This is a genomic window from Streptococcus sp. NSSLK0004, from assembly GCF_059039125.1.
Genome location: NZ_CM180142.1, coordinates 106,437 through 124,979, shown reverse-complemented (window position 1 = coordinate 124,979; position 18,543 = coordinate 106,437). Strand labels below are relative to the sequence as shown.

25 protein-coding genes and 1 riboswitch are annotated in these 18,543 nt (G+C 44.4%); of the genes, 4 read left to right on the top strand and 21 right to left on the bottom strand.

What is annotated here, in order from left to right; all coding sequences use genetic code 11:
* Complete coding sequence (locus AC4CS8_RS00820; RefSeq protein WP_493893129.1) at window positions 1–147, top strand: hypothetical protein; 147 nt, start codon at window positions 1–3, stop codon at window positions 145–147.
* 259 nt (window positions 148–406) lie between these two features.
* Here AC4CS8_RS00820 and ytpR read toward each other — a convergent pair whose 3' ends face one another.
* From ytpR to AC4CS8_RS00805, 3 genes are read right to left on the bottom strand one after another with little or no spacing between them, the layout of a single operon-like run.
* Window positions 407–1,030, bottom strand: a complete 624-nt coding sequence (gene ytpR, locus AC4CS8_RS00815; RefSeq protein WP_493893128.1) for a YtpR family tRNA-binding protein — start codon at window positions 1,028–1,030, stop codon at window positions 407–409.
* Window positions 1,027–1,347, bottom strand: a complete 321-nt coding sequence (locus AC4CS8_RS00810) for a thioredoxin family protein (protein WP_493893127.1) — start codon at window positions 1,345–1,347, stop codon at window positions 1,027–1,029. Before AC4CS8_RS00810 ends, ytpR begins: the two co-directional genes overlap by 4 nt.
* Window positions 1,344–1,628, bottom strand: a complete 285-nt coding sequence (locus AC4CS8_RS00805) for a DUF4651 domain-containing protein (protein ID WP_493893854.1) — start codon at window positions 1,626–1,628, stop codon at window positions 1,344–1,346. Before AC4CS8_RS00805 ends, AC4CS8_RS00810 begins: the two co-directional genes overlap by 4 nt.
* A gap of 63 nt (window positions 1,629–1,691) precedes the next feature.
* Here AC4CS8_RS00805 and pepA point away from each other — a divergent pair, with 63 nt between their 5' ends.
* On the top strand, window positions 1,692–2,753 hold the full coding sequence (gene pepA / locus AC4CS8_RS00800; protein ID WP_493893126.1) for a glutamyl aminopeptidase: 1,062 nt from the start codon (window positions 1,692–1,694) through the stop codon (window positions 2,751–2,753).
* 30 nt (window positions 2,754–2,783) lie between these two features.
* On the opposite strand, the gene AC4CS8_RS00795 is transcribed toward pepA, so the two are convergent.
* The 11 genes from AC4CS8_RS00795 to comGA form a co-directional block, all read right to left on the bottom strand.
* A complete protein-coding gene (locus AC4CS8_RS00795) occupies window positions 2,784–4,037 on the bottom strand; it encodes a bifunctional folylpolyglutamate synthase/dihydrofolate synthase (RefSeq protein WP_493893125.1) in 1,254 nt (417 codons plus the stop codon).
* 55 nt (window positions 4,038–4,092) lie between these two features.
* A complete protein-coding gene (locus tag AC4CS8_RS00790) occupies window positions 4,093–4,638 on the bottom strand; it encodes a folate family ECF transporter S component (protein WP_493893853.1) in 546 nt (181 codons plus the stop codon).
* A 49-nt stretch (window positions 4,639–4,687) separates the two neighbouring features.
* Window positions 4,688–4,778: riboswitch (THF riboswitch) on the bottom strand.
* 105 nt (window positions 4,779–4,883) lie between these two features.
* Entirely contained in the window at window positions 4,884–6,071 is a 1,188-nt protein-coding gene (locus AC4CS8_RS00785; protein ID WP_493893124.1) for an acetate kinase, read from the bottom strand.
* Between the two features lie 48 nt (window positions 6,072–6,119).
* Window positions 6,120–7,073, bottom strand: coding sequence for a class I SAM-dependent methyltransferase (locus tag AC4CS8_RS00780; protein ID WP_493893123.1), 954 nt, complete (start codon window positions 7,071–7,073; stop codon window positions 6,120–6,122).
* A 22-nt stretch (window positions 7,074–7,095) separates the two neighbouring features.
* Window positions 7,096–7,515, bottom strand: coding sequence for a competence type IV pilus minor pilin ComGG (gene comGG / locus AC4CS8_RS00775; RefSeq protein WP_493893122.1), 420 nt, complete (start codon window positions 7,513–7,515; stop codon window positions 7,096–7,098).
* A complete protein-coding gene (comGF, locus tag AC4CS8_RS00770; RefSeq protein WP_493893121.1) occupies window positions 7,493–7,927 on the bottom strand; it encodes a competence type IV pilus minor pilin ComGF in 435 nt (144 codons plus the stop codon). The genes comGG and comGF overlap by 23 nt, the downstream gene beginning before the upstream one ends.
* A complete protein-coding gene (gene comGE, locus AC4CS8_RS00765) occupies window positions 7,914–8,207 on the bottom strand; it encodes a competence type IV pilus minor pilin ComGE (protein WP_493893120.1) in 294 nt (97 codons plus the stop codon). Before comGE ends, comGF begins: the two co-directional genes overlap by 14 nt.
* A complete protein-coding gene (comGD, locus tag AC4CS8_RS00760) occupies window positions 8,179–8,607 on the bottom strand; it encodes a competence type IV pilus minor pilin ComGD (RefSeq protein WP_493893119.1) in 429 nt (142 codons plus the stop codon). The genes comGE and comGD overlap by 29 nt, the downstream gene beginning before the upstream one ends.
* Window positions 8,567–8,881, bottom strand: a complete 315-nt coding sequence (gene comGC, locus AC4CS8_RS00755) for a competence type IV pilus major pilin ComGC (RefSeq protein ID WP_493893118.1) — start codon at window positions 8,879–8,881, stop codon at window positions 8,567–8,569. The genes comGD and comGC overlap by 41 nt, the downstream gene beginning before the upstream one ends.
* A 2-nt stretch (window positions 8,882–8,883) precedes the next feature.
* Window positions 8,884–9,921, bottom strand: coding sequence for a competence type IV pilus assembly protein ComGB (comGB, locus tag AC4CS8_RS00750; RefSeq protein ID WP_493893117.1), 1,038 nt, complete (start codon window positions 9,919–9,921; stop codon window positions 8,884–8,886).
* The gene (gene comGA / locus AC4CS8_RS00745) at window positions 9,833–10,783 is read right to left on the bottom strand and encodes a competence type IV pilus ATPase ComGA (RefSeq protein ID WP_493893116.1); all 951 of its coding nucleotides are present in this window, start codon (window positions 10,781–10,783) and stop codon (window positions 9,833–9,835) included. The genes comGB and comGA overlap by 89 nt, the downstream gene beginning before the upstream one ends.
* 86 nt (window positions 10,784–10,869) lie before the next feature.
* On the opposite strand from comGA, the gene AC4CS8_RS00740 reads away from it, so the two are divergent.
* Window positions 10,870–11,838 carry a S66 family peptidase gene (locus AC4CS8_RS00740; RefSeq protein ID WP_493893115.1) on the top strand — a complete coding sequence of 323 codons (969 nt, stop codon included), beginning with the start codon at window positions 10,870–10,872 and terminating at the stop codon, window positions 11,836–11,838.
* Here the strand turns inward: AC4CS8_RS00740 and AC4CS8_RS00735 are convergent.
* From AC4CS8_RS00735 to AC4CS8_RS00715, 5 genes are all read right to left on the bottom strand, one after another.
* A complete protein-coding gene (locus tag AC4CS8_RS00735) occupies window positions 11,835–12,197 on the bottom strand; it encodes a DUF1033 family protein (RefSeq protein WP_493893114.1) in 363 nt (120 codons plus the stop codon). The two genes, AC4CS8_RS00740 and AC4CS8_RS00735, sit on opposite strands and share 4 nt — an antisense overlap.
* A gap of 95 nt (window positions 12,198–12,292) precedes the next feature.
* A complete protein-coding gene (locus tag AC4CS8_RS00730; protein ID WP_493893113.1) occupies window positions 12,293–13,036 on the bottom strand; it encodes a metallophosphoesterase in 744 nt (247 codons plus the stop codon).
* Between the two features lie 37 nt (window positions 13,037–13,073).
* Entirely contained in the window at window positions 13,074–13,595 is a 522-nt protein-coding gene (locus AC4CS8_RS00725) for a YjbQ family protein (RefSeq protein WP_493893112.1), read from the bottom strand.
* A gap of 8 nt (window positions 13,596–13,603) precedes the next feature.
* Window positions 13,604–14,290, bottom strand: coding sequence for a triose-phosphate isomerase (locus AC4CS8_RS00720; RefSeq protein WP_493893111.1), 687 nt, complete (start codon window positions 14,288–14,290; stop codon window positions 13,604–13,606).
* Window position 14,291: 1 nt separating this feature from the next.
* Window positions 14,292–15,131 carry a class II fructose-bisphosphate aldolase gene (locus AC4CS8_RS00715; RefSeq protein ID WP_493893110.1) on the bottom strand — a complete coding sequence of 280 codons (840 nt, stop codon included), beginning with the start codon at window positions 15,129–15,131 and terminating at the stop codon, window positions 14,292–14,294.
* 134 nt (window positions 15,132–15,265) lie between these two features.
* Between AC4CS8_RS00715 and AC4CS8_RS00710 the strand changes: the two genes are divergently transcribed.
* The gene (locus AC4CS8_RS00710; RefSeq protein ID WP_493893109.1) at window positions 15,266–16,207 is read left to right on the top strand and encodes a sugar-binding transcriptional regulator; all 942 of its coding nucleotides are present in this window, start codon (window positions 15,266–15,268) and stop codon (window positions 16,205–16,207) included.
* A gap of 69 nt (window positions 16,208–16,276) precedes the next feature.
* On the opposite strand, the gene AC4CS8_RS00705 is transcribed toward AC4CS8_RS00710, so the two are convergent.
* A complete protein-coding gene (locus AC4CS8_RS00705; RefSeq protein WP_493893108.1) occupies window positions 16,277–17,626 on the bottom strand; it encodes a glucose-6-phosphate isomerase in 1,350 nt (449 codons plus the stop codon).
* Between the two features lie 286 nt (window positions 17,627–17,912).
* Window positions 17,913–18,461, bottom strand: a complete 549-nt coding sequence (locus tag AC4CS8_RS00700; RefSeq protein ID WP_493893107.1) for a hypothetical protein — start codon at window positions 18,459–18,461, stop codon at window positions 17,913–17,915.
* Window positions 18,462–18,543: the final 82 nt, after the last annotated feature.

Sequence of the window (18,543 nt, the reverse complement as noted above, 5' to 3'; positions counted from 1 at the left end):
ATGAAGAATATTCTTACTTCAAAGCTACAATCCACCCAACCTTATACTGATCGGAAGCTAACTTGGTTGCTGGAAAACATCGGTCATCCAGATCCTGCTATACGTGATGAATTAGTTTACACCAATTTTTACCACATCTTCCTATAAGGCTTGGTTACAAGGGGACAGGCAAGGTTAGCACTTCAACTATCCCAAGAAACCCAGCCGTTTTCTCTAGCAAGACCCACACTAACTCGAAGTTTTACTTGCTTGTTCTAATGCCTCATTCTATCTATTGATAATGACCAAGTTTCTGTTTGCTTTACATTTTTAGATGCTGACGACCGCGAACTGCTTTTCCAACAAGCTATTGAAAGAAAAATTGAAGTAGCATAAAAGAATTGGCCATGAGACCAATTCTTATTTTTTATCCCTTCCAGTGTTTAGCTGGATCAAGTGCTTCTCCGACCACTGCGGTGTCGTCTAGTTCGATAATACCACGGACTTGTGGTGCGTTTGGTAGAGCCAATTCACGTGGGCTACACATCATACCAAAGCTATCTTCCCCGCGCAATTTCCCTAGGAAAATCAGGCTTCCGCTCGGCATCATTGCTCCCGGAAGAGCCACAATGGTTTTCAATCCTTGGACTGCATTAGGTGCACCGGCTACGATTTGCACTGTTTTATCACCAACATTGACCTGGCAAATATTGAGGTGGTCGCTGTCTGGATGCGACACCAAGTCCACAATCTGACCGACAACAAATTTAGGAGCATTGTCATTGACCAAGACTTCCTCGAAACCTTCTTTTGCTAACTCAGCATTCAAGGTCGCCACTTGCTCGTCTGTCAAGAACACTTGACCATTTCCTTCTATGCTAACCAAGCTGGATACTTCAAAGATATTCCAAGCTACTGTTTTTCCAGTTTCTTCTAAGAAAACACGCGCCACCTGTCCCTTACGTTCAAAGGCAACAGCTTGACCCTTATCTTCAGCCACAATCACCATGAGAACATCACCGACATGTTCCTTATTATATGTAAAAATCATCGTTCTATTCCTTCTAAAAATTCTATAATCTCTTCTTTTGTCTTGCGGTTTTTATCGACAAATCTGCCGATTTCTTGAGTATCTTTCACGACAACCAGGCTTGGAATTCCAAAGATATTCCATTCCTGTGCTAACGGCATGAAGTCATCACGATCCAACTGAACAAAGCGCAAGTTTGGAAAACGAGCTTCAATCGCTTCTAAATGCGGTTTGATATAGTGACAATCCCCACACCAACTGGTCATAAAGAGAAAAACAGTTGGCTGTCCGTCAGCGATTAGGCTAGCAACTTGCTCATACTGCTCAGGGAAAATCATCTAACTTCCTCCTGATAGGTAATATCACCTCTGGTATTGTCAAAAAGAAAAACTCGACCATCTTCCATGACAACACCACCAGTCAGATAGTTCTTATTAGACTCTGTTTCATTGACATAGACCGTTGCAATGGTACCTTTATCCGCAAAAAAGTCACGAACAGACTGAAGGGCCTGAGCTTTTTTCCGTTCTTCTTGCGTTTTTCGGTAAAACTGAGCGCTAGCGGCGAGCACTCCTGCTCCGACTAAGCCTGCTAGCAAGGCTGTCTTTTTCTTATTCATGTTATCCATTTTATCACATTTCATGGTAAAATAGTAGCAACAACTTCATGGAGGAGAATTTCAATGACCCTATTCAATAAGATAAAAGAAGTGACAGAACTACAAGGTGTGGCTGGTTTTGAAGGACCAGTTCGTGACCATATCCGTAGTCGCATCACACCTCATGTCGACCGTGTAGAGACAGACCGTCTAGGTGGCATCTTTGGCATCAAGGATTCTGTTGCGGAGAAAGCCCCACGTGTCATGGTAGCTGCCCACATGGATGAAGTCGGTTTTATGATTAGCCAAATAAAAGAAGACGGAACCTTCCGTGTCGTCGAACTAGGAGGGTGGAATCCTTTGGTGGTGTCTAGCCAATCCTTCAATCTTCACCTACAAGACGGGCGCATCATTCCAGCAATCTCAGGCTCTATGCCTCCTCACCTTTCCCGTGGTGGCAATGGTCCGAGCCTACCAAGTGTTGCAGAGGTTATTTTTGACGCTGGCTTTGCTTCAAAAGACGAGGCTCTGGCTTTCGGTGTCCGTCCTGGCGACCTTCTCATCCCTAAAAATGAAACCATTTTGACAGCTAACGGAAAAAATGTCATCTCAAAAGCCTGGGACAACCGCTTTGGTGTCCTCATGGTGACCGAACTCATAGAAAGCCTTTCTGGACAGAGCTTGCCAAACCAACTCATTGCTGGGGCCAATGTCCAGGAAGAAGTTGGTCTGCGGGGTGCCCATGCTTCCACGACCAAGTTTGACCCAGAAATTTTCCTAGCGGTTGACTGCTCACCTGCTGGGGATATCTTCGGAGAACAGGGCAAAATCGGCGACGGTACCCTCTTGCGTTTCTACGACCCAGGACACATCATGCTGAAAAACATGAAAGACTTCCTATTGACAACTGCTGAAGAGGCGGGTGTTAAATTCCAATACTATTGTGCCAAAGGCGGTACGGACGCAGGAGCTGCCCACCTGAAAAATCACGGAATCCCTTCGACAACAATCGGAGTCTGTGCCCGTTATATCCATTCTCACCAAACCCTCTACAGTATGGACGATTTCCTACAAGCTCAAGCATTCTTGCAAGCTATCGTCAAAAAACTGGACCGTTCAACTGTCGATTTAATCAAGAATTACTAAAAGGCCTGGACATTTCGTCCGGCCTCTTTATTATTTCTGGCTCAAAATATATTTGCGTACTGGGTCAATAAAGTAGAGGGAACCTGTCACGACATACAAGGTGTCCGTTCGAGTTGGGTCAATCTCAGCCAACCAGTCTTCAAAGGAAGCAATCGAGGGATAGTTGGTTGGATAATTCTCCAAAGCTAGAGCTCGCGGGTCATCAAAACTCGTGACAGTCACCTGACCGACTGTAGCTAATTGGCTGAGCATGGTTTCAACTGGTTTGGTCGCAATAGCCGCAAAAAGAATGGCAATTTCCTTATCTGCATACTCCGTCCGCAAGGTCTGGCAGAGAGCTGCAATGCTTTCGTCATTATGGGCTCCGTCTATCAACAGATTTGGTCCAATCAATTCTTGCCTGCCTGGCCAAAAGGCCTTTGCCAAGCCTGCTCGCATGGTTTCTGGGGTGAGTTTGGGAAACTCTTCTGCCAGTAGAAAGGCTGTTGTGACTGCTAGAGTTGCATTTTGAGCCTGGTGCTGACCTGTCATAAGCAACTGCACATCCGTTAGACTACCTTGTGGGGTCTGAATCTGCCAGCCTGCTCTGCTATCTTCCAAAACCATATCCCGCCCCAAACGGTAGGTGGGACTGTTTAAGCTGTCAGCAACCTGCTCAAAGACCGTAGCAACTCCTGACTGCTCCGTCGCGTAGATGAGGGGGACGCTGGGCTTGAGGACGCCAACCTTGTGACCAGCAATGGCTACGTAGGTCTGGCCCAAAAAGGCCTGGTGATCCAGTCCGATGGAGGTGATAATCACCGCCAAGGGATGTAGAACATTGGTCGCATCCAGCAGACCACCCATACCCGCTTCAATGAGGACCAGGTCTGGATGAACGTAGTCGGCAAAATAAACCAGCATAGCCACGACCAGAATTTCAAAGTCAGAAGCCTCTTGCAAGTCTGTTTCTTTCGGCAGACGAGCGATGAGGGGCTGGAGTTTGGTCACAAGAGCCAGTAAATCCGCCTCGGAAATCATCTGGCCCTGATAGACAATCTGCTCGCGGAAGTCAATGATAGAGGGCGAAGTAAAGCGACCAACCCGATAGCCTGACTCCTGAAACATGGCTTCCAAGTAGGCCACGGTCGAACCCTTCCCGTTGGTTCCGACCACATGAATCGCGGCCAGGCGTTTTTCTGGATTGCCCAGCTGATCTAAGAGCCACTGAACACGGGCCACTCCCTTATCAAAGGCCAGCTTGGGCCGCTGGTCTAGCCAGTTCATGAGTTCTTCTAGTGTCATAAGACCTCTTTCTACAAAAGAAGCAACAAGGGGATGACCTGTTGCTTGGAAATATCTATTTTTTCAGACCCATAAGCTTACGCAATTCTGGGATGCGTTGAAGCTGTGGGAGTAAAACCATGGTTGCCAAAATACGAATCGGAATTTCAAATACCTTGAAGATTCGGCCGGCTGCGTACTGGGCTAGGAATGGCGTTTTGAAATAAATCTGAATCAAGAGAGGGGTCATGATAAAGGTGCTAAAGAGCATGATGACCAAAGTCGCTCCTGTTACATACAGCCAATCCTTCTTTGAGGTCCAGCTCAAAGCTTTTCCGTAGAAGAAATAACCATATAAAAGACCAGTCGTCGCTTCCATAAGAGTCCAGGCAGGCAGGAAATTAGCCGCATCTGGCGATAGGAAAATCGTTGAAAGGTCCAAAATCGCAAGGCTAACAAAGCCCCAGATTGGTCCTGCAACGGCTCCGATAACCACATTCACAAGGAAGGTAAAGGTCACTTGCAGTTGTGGTGTAATTCGGATATCAAACTGACTGATGACAAAGGCAAGTGCAATCAGCATGGCCAGGGTGACCAGGCGTTGCGTTGTCAAAGACGGCATTTTATGTTTCACAATAGGCTCCTTTTCTAATGGAGCTGTCGTTTTTTCCGACAGCGGATGCAATGGTTTACCGCGCTGTTAGCTTCGTTGTGTGACAACATCCCATTCACACACACTTGACGCAAACCACCTACTCTGTGCAAGAAGGATAGGAAACTACCCCTGCCTTCCTATTCTACCATATCTCCCCATTTCTGACTAGGTGTCACAGCATAGAAAAAAGCTGGAAATCCAGCTTTTTCATCTTATTTCAATCGTTCAACGTCACGTGCGATCACTAGTTCTTCATCGGTTGGAACAACGAGGACTTTGACACGTGAATCCGCAGTTGAGATATCTCCTTCGGCTCCCCGCACGTTCTTGGCAGGGTCTAATTCCATACCAAACCAGGTCATGCCACCAACAACTGCTTCACGAACTAGGGTTGAATTCTCACCGATACCGGCTGTGAAGACCAGAGCATCTGCCCCATTCAAGACAGCGAAGTATTGACCGATGAATTTTTGTAGGCGGTTGACCAGCATATTGAAGGCCAGAGTACACTTCGGCTCACCTGCTGCAAATCCTGCTTCAACGTCACGCATATCGCTGGACACTTCTGCAATTCCCAGAATCCCTGACTGCTTGTTAAGAGCATTGACTACATCTGCTGCGTCTTTCAACTCATCCACATTTTCAATCAAGTAAGGAATGATAGCTGGGTCAATATCTCCTGAACGAGTCCCCATCATTGGTCCTGCAAGCGGAGTGAAGCCCATTGAAGTATCAACTGACTTGCCACCGTCAACGGCTGTGATAGAAATACCATTTCCAATATGAGCTGTGATGACTTTGACTTCTTCCAATGGTTTACCCAATACTTTAGCCGCTTCGCGTGACACGTAATAGTGAGAAGTTCCGTGAGCTCCGTATTTGCGGACTTGGTGGTCTTCATAGTACTTGTTCGCGATTGGGTAACGATATGCCACCTCTGGCATGGTCGTATGGAAAGCCGTATCAAAGACTGCTACACTGGTAATGTCTGGCAAGATGTCCTTGAAGGCACGGATACCTGCTGCATTGGCTGGGTTGTGTAATGGTGCCAGGCTAGAAAGGTCTTCGATCTGTTTCAAGACCTCATCGGTAATGACAACCGAATCCTTGAAGATTTCGCCACCTGCAACCACGCGGTGACCCACACCTGTAATTTCTGAGAAATCAGCAATGATATTGTGCTTGAGCAAGTCTTCTAGGAGAATTTTCACAGCTTGCACATGGTCTGTAATGTCCAAGACCTGCTCTGCTTTTTCATCTCCAAACTTAACCGTTACAATGGAATCCTTGAGCCCAATCCGCTCTACAATACCCTTTGCAAGAACGGTTTCTTCTGGCATTTGGTAAAGTTGCCATTTCAAACTTGAGCTACCTGCGTTAATCGCAATTGTTTTTGACATAGTATTCCCCTTTAAAGCGTTTTCCTAACTAGTATAGCAGAATTTTACTTAAATTGCATTCTCTTGCTTCCATTTTTTGAAATTCTCCATGAAGTCATGAACAACCTTGGCTTCCTGCACGCTCTGCAAGGGATAGACAAAGGCTGGGACAGGATTTTCCGTTCTCTTCTGGAGGACAAAAATGGACTTGGCCATAGCCTGCTGACCAAAGAGGGTTGGAGGCAGGGCAATCATACCAACAATGCTGGCCTGGTCCTGCAACCATGCCTTCAGCAAGTTACTTTGAGGGCTGGTCAAGAGATCATTGGGAGCTAGCAAAATAGCATAGCCATCCTGTTCTAGATATTTGAGAGATTGTTCTATAAGTAAATGGTGGGCGTAGGTATGTTCTAACTGACTAGCCATCTGATACCGACTAGCAACAGCATCATCTGGATAGTAACCAATTGGTAAATCCGCGATAATCACCTGGCTTTTTTTCAAAATCTGCGGTCGTACCGCATCCCCCTGAGCAAAACTAATCTCCGCCTGCATAACATCTGCAATACTAGCTGATAAGTCAATCAGAAGGTCATCAATCTCTATACCTAAATAATCTAGTTCTTTTTGACTGTGATTAAGCAAGGTTTGGGCTAAATTCCCTGTCCCTGACCCAATTTCCAAAACTGTAATCTTATCCCCAGTCACCAACTGATCCAGTAAAAAGGTCATGATAAAACCAATCGAATCCGGTGTAAACTGATGATTATACTGCATGGGCTCTGTCTGATTAGCCTTAATAAAGAGGAATTGATAGGCACGGCGCCACTCTTCCTTGGTAAGCTGCAAATTGTTCAAGGACTGGTTATTCTTTGCGACCACAGAGTTATCATGTTCTCCTGCAAGATAAGCTGCATTTTGCTCAATCAAGGCATCGTAAATATTCGTCCCCAAGAGGTTCTGTATGGTCTGGACATTTTCTAATAGCAGGTCATAAGCCTGTTCGATTTTTTCAAAATTCATATCCCTATCATATCAAAAATCCCTAGTTTTGACTAGGGATTGGAAAGGTGTAAGAAAATTCCCTACCGGTTGTTAGATGAACTTGGACCTGCAAATAGCCAGTTGTTTGAGAATAGGTGGCCTGTCCCTGTACAAATTGGACAGAACCTGTCAACTGAACCGGCGGCGACTGCGGACTTGACTCCCTTGGTCCAGTGGCTTCGTCAGTGTTGGTCGAAGTTCCTTCCTCTTCGGTTTGACGAGTCGCAGGCTGTTCTTCAAGAACTCCTTCCTTCACCAGTTGAGCCATGATGTAGGCCTGACTGGCTTCTCTTTGAGCCAGAAGATTGGTCTGGTGGGCAGCTTGTCGGTTGAGATAGAATTGCAGAAGTAGGCTAAAAATGGCTAGCATGAGCAGGGCGTAGAGCAAGACTCCTCCCTTAACTTTTTTCCTCAAAAGCATACAGTAAGCTTCTCTCCTCTCCATTGGTAAATCGAATCTTCAGCCGTACCACTTTTCCTTCTTGCGAAAAACTAGCTTCTGCCACTCGATAGAGCATGGGTTGGTAGCCCTGCCCCTTGTCATTGGTCTTGCGGAAATCGTCTGACTTGGACTTGCCGAAGGCCAAAGCCTGCCCTTGTTTGTCTAAGTAGAGCCTGTTGTTCTCCACTCTTACCAAGTGACAGCTCTGCCATTCCGCCCGTAACTGCTGAGAAAAAAGCTGCCAATCCTTGTCAACAGTCGTAACCTGCCACTGACTTTCCTGGGTTAAGACCTTGGTCAGCCCATCAAATACCAACAGGCTCCCTGAAATAACCATGAGTGCAACCAGACATTCCAACAAGGTAAATGCTGCCAATTTAGTTTTTTTCAACTGCCAGCACCTCCTGTCCCTCGTGATAAACAAGCAACCCATCTTCCGTCCGTTCTACTCTGACAGTGATACCATTCAGAGTTAGTTGGTCCCGCTGAGTTTGGACAGCCATCTGAGCAACTTGGAGAATGTCCGTCTGGTGCGATAGCGCCGCTTCTTGCTGACGCCCGTGATCTACTGCCGTCAGTATCAAACTGCAAATGGTCACCAAGGTGCCCAGAGCAACCAGGCTCTCTAATAAAATGTAGGCTTTATTCTTCTGTTTTTTTATAACGGCCACTCCCTATATATAGTTGATATGTGATTTTCTTATTGTCAGTGACAAACTGAACTTTTGCTAAAGACGAATTCCCTCCACTCTTGTCAAATATAATAGCCTGCTCCTTAGCCAGCTCAATATTCGCAGGAAGTTTAAGTTTCTGGTAACCATTATTGATTTCTTGGTCTGTCAACTCAAGGGTTAATATTTCTTGGTTGCTCGCAGCCAACTGCTGGCTCTCTTTATACATATATTCAAACTCCCAGAAAAAAATTGTTTCCTGAACAGACTGAAAAGCCGACTGAACCGATCCTGCTAGACTAAAACTCAACAGACTAACTACAAACAAGGTTAGAAGGCTCTCCATAAGAGTAAAGGCTTCAAGGGTTGACTTGACGAGTCTTGTCTGTATGTTTCGCATAGTATTCATTGTAAGATTGGGATTGTTCTGCTGTAATAGCTCCACTGTCAACCAACTGGGAGAGAGTTGCCTGACCACTGTGGTTTAACTCATAGAGTTCAGCCTGGCTTTCCACAACCTTCACAACAGCCGCACCTCCTGCATCTGCAACGGCATCCTTTTGTTTACTAAGATTCGGAACAAAGAGTAACAAAAGGATACTAATAATACCCAAAACGACTAACATTTCTACCAGAGTGAAAGCGCGTGCTTTCAATTTTATTAACTTTTCCATTATTACATCTCCATATTTTGATAAATCGGTAGCAACATGGCTACGTAGATAAGAACGACCATCAAGGCCACAAAGAGAAAAACCAACGGTTGAATTAACTGCATGGCTCTATTGACCCGAGAGAAAAAGTCCTCCCAACACTCCGCCGCATAAACAGCCAACTCACTACCCAGTTTGGACTTAACCTGCCCATATTCAACGATTAAGCTCAACTCTCGCTTAAAAAAGCGATAGGTTTGGATATGAGTATGAAAGCTCTGACCATTGGACAGCGACTTCTCCAAATCTGCACCAATCTCCCGAAAAAGCTGCGATTGTTGCTCCTGCATCAAGCTTACAATCTGCGGCAGTTCCAAGCCCTGACCTATCAAACTTCCCCACTCCCTAGCGTAATAGCCCGTCAGATAGGTTTGGATGAGTTTCCCGAAAAATGGCAGAGCTGCCAAGCGGGAAAAGACCTTGATTTTGTTGGTTTTGCGATACCAGACTAGTCCTGCCAAGACAGAGGCCAAACCAAGACCACATAGGGATAAAAAGATAGTCGGCAGATGGTTAATGACCACCGTTGCTATATTGCCCTCCTCCAACTGGGGTAGGAGATAATTTTTCAAACCCAGCATAATCAAGAGAAGAAATCCTAGTAGGATGACAGGATAGGTCGCCACTTCAATCAATTTCTTACGAACCTTGCTGACATTTTCCAGATAGGACTGGATATGACTCAGACTCAGGCTGGTATTGCCATGAACTTCTGCCAGAGCCACCTGCGTGACCACCGCATCTGAAAAACGCAAATCTGCCAGCAAACTTGAAAAGGTTTTTCCCGCTAGAAGCCCATCTGACAAGACTTGTGTGTATTTGTCAGCCAAGAGCTGACTACGCTTGAGGAAATCCACAACCTCTCCCAAATGAAAGCCACTAACAAAGAGGTTATTAAACAGCTCAATCACCTTACGCTGGCGATCCAAGGGCAATTTTCTCTGTCTCTGCCTGCCGAAGACTGATACGTCCTGCTGCAAAAAGGCGATCAATTTGTTCATTCCACTTTTCTGGGGAATGGTCTTGGTAGTTTCCACTTGCAAAATCAACAACACCTCCTCCCCCAATCAAACGTTGATAGGCAATGCCTTGAAGAGCACTATTTAACTCTTCTGGACTGATTCCCAATTCTAACATACGGGCATAGACACCCGAAATACTTCTGGCATGTACCGTTGAAAAGACGGTCGCTCCAGTTAAACTTGCTCGAATAACCGCCCGAGCCGTTTCAGCATCCCGAATTTCTCCGATAATGAGCAGGTCTGGCCTGTGACGTAGGGACAGTTTTATCAGATTGTCATAAGTGGCTCCAATAGATTCATTAAGTTGGAGCTGAAGCATATCCTCCTGTTTGATCTCAACCGGGTCTTCGATGGTCAATATCTGCTTATCTGGGAATTTCAGCCTGGCAAGATGGTACATAAGTGTGGTCTTGCCAGAGCCGACTGGACCCGAAAAAAGGTAGAGCCCCCGTCCCTTGATTTCTTCTGCAAGTCGCTCGGCAGCTTCAAACCAAAATTTTAGTTCTTTATCATTATCATAAAGTAGGCGAATGACCAAGCTTTCCCTACCACGATAGTCACCAACAGTTGATAGACGAAGGGAAATTTCGCCACTTCCATAGTCATAATCACAGGAACCTTGCTGGCTACGGCGTTTTTCACCAACATTCAAACCAGACAAAAACTTGAAATGACTGATGATGGCAACCACTTCCTCTTCTGCCAATTCCTGAATAAACTCCCGTTCATCCATAATGCGATGGTAAAGCTGATAACTATCGCCTCTAGGAACCAGATAAATATCGCTGACCCTATCTTTTACCGCTTGCTCAATCATTTTTCTAGCTTTTTCTTGAATCATAAAACCTCCTCACCCTATCTATTCGCAAACCAGCTTGATTTTTTCCTTTTTTATGATAGAATAAGAAAAAAATTTGGAGGTTTCCTATGAAAAAATTAAAAAAAGGGGACCACATTCGCGTGGTCAGCCCATCATCTTCTATTGAGAGAATCGGTGGCTTCGAGGCCAATCTAGCTGCTAAGGAAACTTTGGAGAAACTTGGCTTCAAGATTTCCTTTTCAGAACACTATTTTGAAAACGACATCTTTGATTCCGCTCCGATTGCCAGTCGTGTTGCGGACTTAGAAGCAGGATTTGCGGATGAATCGGTCGATGCCATTCTGACGACAATCGGTGGTTTCAACTGCAATGAACTGCTGCCTTATCTGGATTTTGATTTGATTGCACAAAATCCGAAAATTTTCTGTGGTTATTCGGATACGACCGCCCTGCTCAATGCCATCTACGCCAAGACAGGCATACAAACCTACATGGGGCCAGCTTATTCTAGTTTCAAAATGGTGCTAGGCCAAGACTACCAAACAGAAGCCTGGCTCAAGGCTGTAACTCAAGATTCCTATGAATTGACACCTAGTTCGGAATGGTCTAGCGATGCTTGGTACTTACCAGACGCCCCTCGCACCTTTTACCCAACTGAATGGAAAGTCTACAACCCGGGCCAGGCCTCTGGTATTGCCATCGGAGGAAACATCTCAACCCTCAACCTACTGACTGGGACAGAGTTCGCACCCAAACCTGATAAGTATGTGCTCTTTTTAGAGGAGGCGGAAGACGACGACTATCTCATTATCGCTCGTCATTTGACTGCTCTTCTACAAGCTTATCCCAATCCGCAGGCTGTTGTCTTCGGTCGTTTTCCAAAAGAAACACAGATGACTGAGGAGATTTTTCTAGCTATTTTAGACAAACACCCGATTCTCAAATCTATCCCTGTTCTCTATGACTTGGATTTTGCCCACACTCAGCCACTCTTCACCGTTACTATTGGGGGTCAAGTGGAACTCGATAGCCGGACCATGAGTATCCATTTTAAGACAGCAAAAAGCTCGGACTAACCGAGCTTTTCTTTGTTTCTAAGTTGACAAGGGCGGACACGAGAAAGCCTCTCTTTTTTCCGAAAACCTTGTGGCAAGATCTCCCTGGACTCCACCAACATCAAGGAATGAAAGTGCTGAAGGTACTCATCACACTCATCACACCAATATTGGTCTTTGGGATCCCAAAAGGCCGTCATCATACCGTTTTGACTCTTTTTTTCTGAAAATTCTTCGGATAGGTGTACCCATTCCTTTTGGTAATAACGGAGCGCCTCTTCATATGAAGAAAAGTTTTTTAAACTGACAATGTCTTCTTCCCAACCGTCAATAAACCACCAGGGCTCAAAATCTCCATACATTTTAATCACTTGATACATAGACTCATACTTCCTTCGTGGTCTCATTATATCGGATTTGTATGATTTTAGAAAATATTCTGCTTGTAAATTCTCTAACACTCTTTGAATCCGTATCATCGATAGGAAGTGGCTGATAACGCATAGTCTATGACCAGCCCTAATTGATCTAAGACAATACCGTGCAAAACTCCTCCATAGACCGCACCTCCATCTATCCCGATTTTCCCATCTGAACTCTGCCAAATCTGGTTGGTCTTGACGGGGGAATTGAAAAGCTTGTAAACAGGGGTATGCCCAAAAACAATGGTTTTTCCGGTTGTATTGTTGGCCTCATGAAAAGGTGTACGAAGCCAAACCTTATCGTGATTGCTGGTGTTTCGCCAATCATCACATTCCAAATCCACACCAGCATGAACAAAGATATAGCGATCCGTCTCAAGATGATAGGGACACTTTTTCAGAAATGCGATCAATTCAGGATACAATTCTTGCACCTTTTGCGCATCCAAAAATGCATCAACAGGGGCGTCTAAAGAACGACCTAACAAGGAATTAATTGTGGTATCTCCGCCATTCCGACGGTAGTGGTCATAACGTTCCGCTGGATTATCTAGCCAAGCTAAGAACATTCGCTCATGATTGCCAGTAAGGCAACGCGCGCCTTCCTCTGTTACCAGTTTGCAAACCAATTCTAAGCAAGACTTAGAATCTTCCCCTCGATCAATCAAATCTCCAAGAAAAATTAGCTGCTGGCTATTACAATCCCACTTTTTCAATAAGTCGGATAGTAGGGAATATTTCCCGTGCACATCACCGACGACAAAGTACTCTTTTTTTGTATCTATAGTTTGTTCCATACCTACTATTGTAGCATAGAATCAAAAAGAAGCTTGCCTAAATCCCCCAAACCGTTACTTGACAGGTCCGTGTGCGTGCGCGTGTTTGGTCAAAATCAGCAAAGTAGTAATATCCTGTCGATCCGACACCTAGATCTCCACCTGTCACATCAACCAATTGGTTAGAACCAATCAGGGTGGCTTTTAAGTGAGCATCGCCATTCCACAAGGCCCTGCGGTCACCGCCTGGCAAATACACAGAGGCATTTGACCAAGACTCTACCTCGCGATAATGTTCCTCACCTGGATAGAGGTAGGTAGAAGCATCAGTGTGGTTTGGAATAATCTTTTCTAGCACATGGTTCAAATCCACCTGAAGAAATTCATCTCCCTCTTCTGTTCGATCATGGACAAATTCCTCGAAAAAAACACTGCATGTCGTGTGGGGGGTTAATACAGCGAGCAGTCCATTCTGAATCCCACTTTCCTCGACAATCTGTCGCAACTGAGGAGTAATATCCACATAGGATACCTTGCCCTCAGCTGTATCTACTGTAAAGCTAGCCTTATGTAGTTTCATACTTCCTCCTATCTAGCCTGTCCCGTCATTTGAATCATGGCTTGCAGCATCTCCGCTGGATTTCTCGCCTCCGTGATACCGCTGGTACAACCTGTCCCATCTGCCCCCAACTCAAATACCCGCTTGACATCATCTGGACTAGAAATTCCTGCAGCCTGCATGACGAGGGTAGTTGGTGAAATGGCCTTGATAGCTTGATTGGTGCTGGTAATATAACTACTGTCGCTTGTTTGCCCAGTTCCAATCAGCTCGGTCGGTTCACACAAAATAATATCTGGTTCCAAGGTAGCGATAGCCTTGGCCTCCTGTAACGAATTGGCGCAGACAACAGTCACCATTCCCAAGTCACGGGCCCGTTGAACTGCCTTGATAATCTCTTCAAATGTGATGGGACGTTCTGCATGATTGATAAAACTAGCTCTAGCCCCTGACGCATAGAGAGACTCCGGTAAGACATGACCCATACCACGCCCCAGACAAATACCGTCCATGTGCTGGGCCGTCACGATGACCCGCCGGGTGATCTGTGAGACAGGAAAAATATCTGCAAAAGGACAAGTGAGAAATACGGAAATCTCTGGATAACGCTCTGCCATTTTCTCCGCCACCTCTGCTAGTTTGAGCAACTCTTCTCCATACAGATAAGATTTGGGGTTAAACATAAAGAACGGGGATTTTACTCTTGGTTTTGTCATTCTATACCTCCACTGCTTTCGTTCCAAATACATCATAGTAACGATGCAGGACTTTAGCCATGCCTTGATCAGCTGCCTCTTTTATAGAAACATAATCTTGAGCACCTTGAGCAATAATCTCCTGCTGAGCTCCTACAAGAAAATCAGAGTAAATGTTGATTTTGGAAATTCCTTCACGGGCACATCTGCCTAAATTTTCATCTCCTGAAGAAGAACCTCCATGTAAGACCAGGGGTGTACTGGTCAGCTCTGCTATTTCCCCTAAACGCTCAAAGTTTATCTTTGGTTCTCCCTTATAAATACCATGAGCCGTTCCAATCGAGATAGCGAGAGAATCTACCTGAGTCGCCTCTATAAAATCGAGTACTTTATCTACTTCTGTGTAGACAGAGTTCGTGAGCTTGCTTGACTCTGATAGGTCATTAGAGCCCACGTGGCCCAATTCTGCTTCTACCACAATCCCCTTGGCATGAGCCAGTTCGACCACCTGCTTAGTCAGTGCTACATTATCCTCAAAAGACTTTCTGGAGGCATCTATCATCACAGAGGTAAAACCGAGCTCAATAGCCCGCTCGACGTACTCCAAATCTTCTCCATGATCTAGATGGAGTACAATCGGCACGCTGACTTCCTCTGCCACCGCCTTTCCAATAGCTGCTGCCTCCTCTAAGGTTAAAAAATGTCTATGGGATTGAGCAAAGGCCAAAATCAAGGGCAAGCCTCGTTCCTCTGCCACTCGGCAATAGGTTCGAGCAGATGAACTATCAATAAAATTTGTAGCTGGAATAGCAAATTTTTCCAACTTTGCTTGTGCAAATAATGGCTTTGAATGGGTTAACATGATTTTGCTCCTTCTTCTTTTTTCACTGTTATTATAGCTCTTTTTTCCTTCAGTAAAAATAGTTTTTAGCAACTATTTACAAATGTAAAATTTTAAGATATGATAACTATAAAAATATGGCTAGGATTTAACAAATGAAGAATCGAGATGAGTTAATTTACCAAACCGCCCTCCTCTATTATCAGGAAATGCGGACCCAGACAGAGATTGCCAAGCAACTCCAAATCAGCCGACCGACAGTCGCTACTTTTTTAAAAGAAGCCAGAAATCGGAAGATTGTACAAATCCATATTGCTCCACAATCTGCCTCTCTCCTGGAACTAAGCCAACAACTGATGGAGAAGTACAATCTACAGACCGCGGTCATCACTCCTCAAGCCCAAACGGATTTACAAGCTAAATTGAATGTCGGTCAGGAGTTGGCTGAGTTTATTCAGCACCGAGCATATTCCCTCAGTTCAATCGGAATTGGTTGGGGAACAACTCTATACGAGTGTGTTCAAGCGGCTCTTCCGGCTTCCTATCCTCACCTGACAATCGTTCCCCTAATGGGGGGAGCCAATGTGGAAGCACTCCATCTCCACTCCAACCACCTGTGTTTTCGTTTAGCTGAAAAATTCCAAGCTAAGGCAAGTTACTACTATGCCCCAGCCATTGCAGATACCGCCCAACAAAAACAGGACCTCCTCCAATCCAGCTTCATTAAAGAAGCACATAAAAAAGCCTTGTCTGTAGACTTGGCCATCGTGAGTATTGGTAATCCTGCTCTTTCTTCTACCTATAAACAACTTGGTCTTGTAACAGAAGCTGAAGAGGCGGATATTTTAAAGCATCAGGTCATCGGAGATGCCTTGGCTACCTTTTATGATTTTAAAGGAGACACCGTTCAAACAGATCTATCCAACCGCATGGTTGGCATTACTCTAGAAGAACTTGAAATGATGAAGGAGATTATTATTTTAGCGACAGGAGAAGGCAAGGCTCCAAGTCTATTCGCCCTCCTTCAAAAAGGCTGTGTCGACCACATCTTTATCGACGAACCTGTCGCCCGCTTTCTCCTCTCCCAAGATTACTAAATAGCCACCTCACCTACTAGTCCGTCAAGGCACGCAAAAACCAGCTTGGTTAGCCAAGCTGGTTCATTTTTATAGTCGTGCGTTCAATTCTGCACCTAGTTCTTCAAATCCTGGTTTGCCAAGAAGAGCAAACATATTTTTCTTGTAAGCTTCTACACCCGGTTGGTCAAATGGATTAACACCATTGAGGTAGCCAGACAAAGCAATTGCTAATTCAAAGAAATAGATAGTATAACCGAGCGTGAACTCATCTTGTTGCGGAAGGGTCACAAACATATTTGGTACACCACCGTCTGTGTGAGCAAGAAGTACGCCATCTGTTGCTTTCTTGTTAACAAAGTCAACATCTTTTCCTTGGAGGTAACCAAGGCCATCTAAGTCCTCATCCATTTCTGGAATCAGGATATTTTTACGTGGCTTGTCGACACGAATAACTGTTTCAAAGAGATTGCGATAGCCTTCTTGGATAAACTGACCAAGTGAGTGCAAGTCTGTTGAGAAGTTTGCTGAAGTTGGGTAAATTCCTTTTTGATCCTTGCCTTCAGACTCACCTGCCAACTGTTTCCACCATTCACTGAAGTATTGAAGTGATGGCTCGTAGTTAGCCAAGATTTCTGTCACGTAGCCTTTTCTGTAAAGGATATTACGGACAACAGCATACTGGTAGGCTGCGTTTTCAGCAATCTTGTCAGATGAGTAGTCCTTACGAGCTGCATTGGCTCCGTTCATCAAAGCTGTGATGTCTGCACCTGCTGCGGCAATTGGCAAAAGACCAACGGCTGTCAAGACTGAGAAGCGTCCGCCAACATCATCTGGGACAACAAAAGTTTCCCAACCGTTTGCATCAGCTTCAACTTTTACTGCACCACGCGCCTTATCAGTTGTTGCATAAATACGTTTGTTAGCCTCTTCTTGTCCATATTTCTTAACAAGTAATTCCTTAAAGACGCGGAAAGCAATCGCCGGCTCAGTTGTTGTTCCTGATTTGGAAATCACGTTTACTGAGAAGTCCTTATCAGCCACATAGTCTACCAAATCTGCCAAGTAGCTAGATGAGATAGAGTTTCCAGCATACAAGATTTGTGGAGCCTTACGTTCTTCCTTGGTCTGCAAGTTCACAAATGATGTGTTTAAGAAGTCAATGGCAGCTTTGGCACCAAGATAGGAACCACCGATACCGATGACCACCAAGACATCACTGTCTGCTTGAATTTTCGCCGCAGCATCCTTGATACGAGCAAATTCTTCCTTGTCATAGTTTTCTGGCAAATCAAGCCAACCGAGCATTTCTGCACCAGCACCAGTCCCTTTACGCAAATCAGCATCCAGAGCCGTTACCTGACTTTGCAAAAAATCAATTTCTTGAGGGGCAACAAATTGTCCCAATACTTTTGAATAATCAAATGTAATGTGTGTCATATTATTCCTCCATTTATGTACCATATTATGATAACGCTTTATCAGTTTTTTTTCAAGGAATTTGTGAATTTTCATTCATTTTCATAAAATATTGTTTTGAAAATTAGTCATATGCCTACATAATAGAGAGATGCTAATGAAAATGGCCACTTTATATCTTGCTGACAGCAAAAATCAAAGAGACTAGAATCGAGGGATTAGATGGAGATATTTATTCATTTACAATAAAGTTGTGAAAAAACTGTTAGATACACAAGGAAATATGATGAACAATCATTTATCCTCACTACAAGGACGGCTCCTTTGCAAAAGCTTTTCGGATAGATAATTTTGTGACTCCTTGATTTCCTAGCTCATAATCAGAAAGTGTTTCTCCACGTTTTGTCACAGTTATCCATTGCGGAAATACTTTTGATAAGAATACTAGCGGAATTAAACTGAGGTACCAAACAAACATAACCTCCGAAATGAACCGTGTGTTGTTCCCACGATGAATATATCGTTGGCGGTATTCTTCTTTGAGGGAGGGATGTGGAATATAGATATGAAACGGCACTTGCTCGCGAATAATAACAACTAGTAACATTCTAAACAAAAAATTCAAGGCAACCAGCACAGTTTTTCCTTCTCTATGCAAAGATAAAGCTTTTTGAATATAAATCTGTTTATAGTGTTTATCTTTAATCGGCCGAGGTACGGACTTACGTTCCTCCTTCGTTAAATGACTAACATATGAATTATCATACTTAATATCAGACATCTCTAAATCTACAATTTTCGAATTATATTTTGCTAACGTAGTTTTTCCCATACCTGGAAAAGCGAATACAAACATAGAGCACCTCCTTAATGTAGCTAAATACTACTATTTTTTCCAAAAAAATAGCTTAAATCTAGCAAATTTTAAGAAAAACAGG

Coding starts and splice junctions, on each gene's coding strand:
- AC4CS8_RS00820 (WP_493893129.1), top strand. CDS start 1: ATGAAGAATATTCTTACTTCAAAGCTACAATCCACCCAACCTTATACT.
- ytpR (WP_493893128.1), bottom strand. CDS start 1,030: ATGATTTTTACATATAATAAGGAACATGTCGGTGATGTTCTCATGGTG.
- AC4CS8_RS00810 (WP_493893127.1), bottom strand. CDS start 1,347: ATGATTTTCCCTGAGCAGTATGAGCAAGTTGCTAGCCTAATCGCTGAC.
- AC4CS8_RS00805 (WP_493893854.1), bottom strand. CDS start 1,628: ATGAATAAGAAAAAGACAGCCTTGCTAGCAGGCTTAGTCGGAGCAGGA.
- pepA (WP_493893126.1), top strand. CDS start 1,692: ATGACCCTATTCAATAAGATAAAAGAAGTGACAGAACTACAAGGTGTG.
- AC4CS8_RS00795 (WP_493893125.1), bottom strand. CDS start 4,037: ATGACACTAGAAGAACTCATGAACTGGCTAGACCAGCGGCCCAAGCTG.
- AC4CS8_RS00790 (WP_493893853.1), bottom strand. CDS start 4,638: ATGCCGTCTTTGACAACGCAACGCCTGGTCACCCTGGCCATGCTGATT.
- AC4CS8_RS00785 (WP_493893124.1), bottom strand. CDS start 6,071: ATGTCAAAAACAATTGCGATTAACGCAGGTAGCTCAAGTTTGAAATGG.
- AC4CS8_RS00780 (WP_493893123.1), bottom strand. CDS start 7,073: ATGAATTTTGAAAAAATCGAACAGGCTTATGACCTGCTATTAGAAAAT.
- comGG (WP_493893122.1), bottom strand. CDS start 7,515: ATGCTTTTGAGGAAAAAAGTTAAGGGAGGAGTCTTGCTCTACGCCCTG.
- comGD (WP_493893119.1), bottom strand. CDS start 8,607: ATGCGAAACATACAGACAAGACTCGTCAAGTCAACCCTTGAAGCCTTT.
- comGC (WP_493893118.1), bottom strand. CDS start 8,881: ATGGAAAAGTTAATAAAATTGAAAGCACGCGCTTTCACTCTGGTAGAA.
- comGB (WP_493893117.1), bottom strand. CDS start 9,921: ATGAACAAATTGATCGCCTTTTTGCAGCAGGACGTATCAGTCTTCGGC.
- comGA (WP_493893116.1), bottom strand. CDS start 10,783: ATGATTCAAGAAAAAGCTAGAAAAATGATTGAGCAAGCGGTAAAAGAT.
- AC4CS8_RS00740 (WP_493893115.1), top strand. CDS start 10,870: ATGAAAAAATTAAAAAAAGGGGACCACATTCGCGTGGTCAGCCCATCA.
- AC4CS8_RS00735 (WP_493893114.1), bottom strand. CDS start 12,197: ATGTATCAAGTGATTAAAATGTATGGAGATTTTGAGCCCTGGTGGTTT.
- AC4CS8_RS00730 (WP_493893113.1), bottom strand. CDS start 13,036: ATGGAACAAACTATAGATACAAAAAAAGAGTACTTTGTCGTCGGTGAT.
- AC4CS8_RS00725 (WP_493893112.1), bottom strand. CDS start 13,595: ATGAAACTACATAAGGCTAGCTTTACAGTAGATACAGCTGAGGGCAAG.
- AC4CS8_RS00720 (WP_493893111.1), bottom strand. CDS start 14,290: ATGACAAAACCAAGAGTAAAATCCCCGTTCTTTATGTTTAACCCCAAA.
- AC4CS8_RS00715 (WP_493893110.1), bottom strand. CDS start 15,131: ATGTTAACCCATTCAAAGCCATTATTTGCACAAGCAAAGTTGGAAAAA.
- AC4CS8_RS00710 (WP_493893109.1), top strand. CDS start 15,266: ATGAAGAATCGAGATGAGTTAATTTACCAAACCGCCCTCCTCTATTAT.
- AC4CS8_RS00705 (WP_493893108.1), bottom strand. CDS start 17,626: ATGACACACATTACATTTGATTATTCAAAAGTATTGGGACAATTTGTT.
- AC4CS8_RS00700 (WP_493893107.1), bottom strand. CDS start 18,461: ATGTTTGTATTCGCTTTTCCAGGTATGGGAAAAACTACGTTAGCAAAA.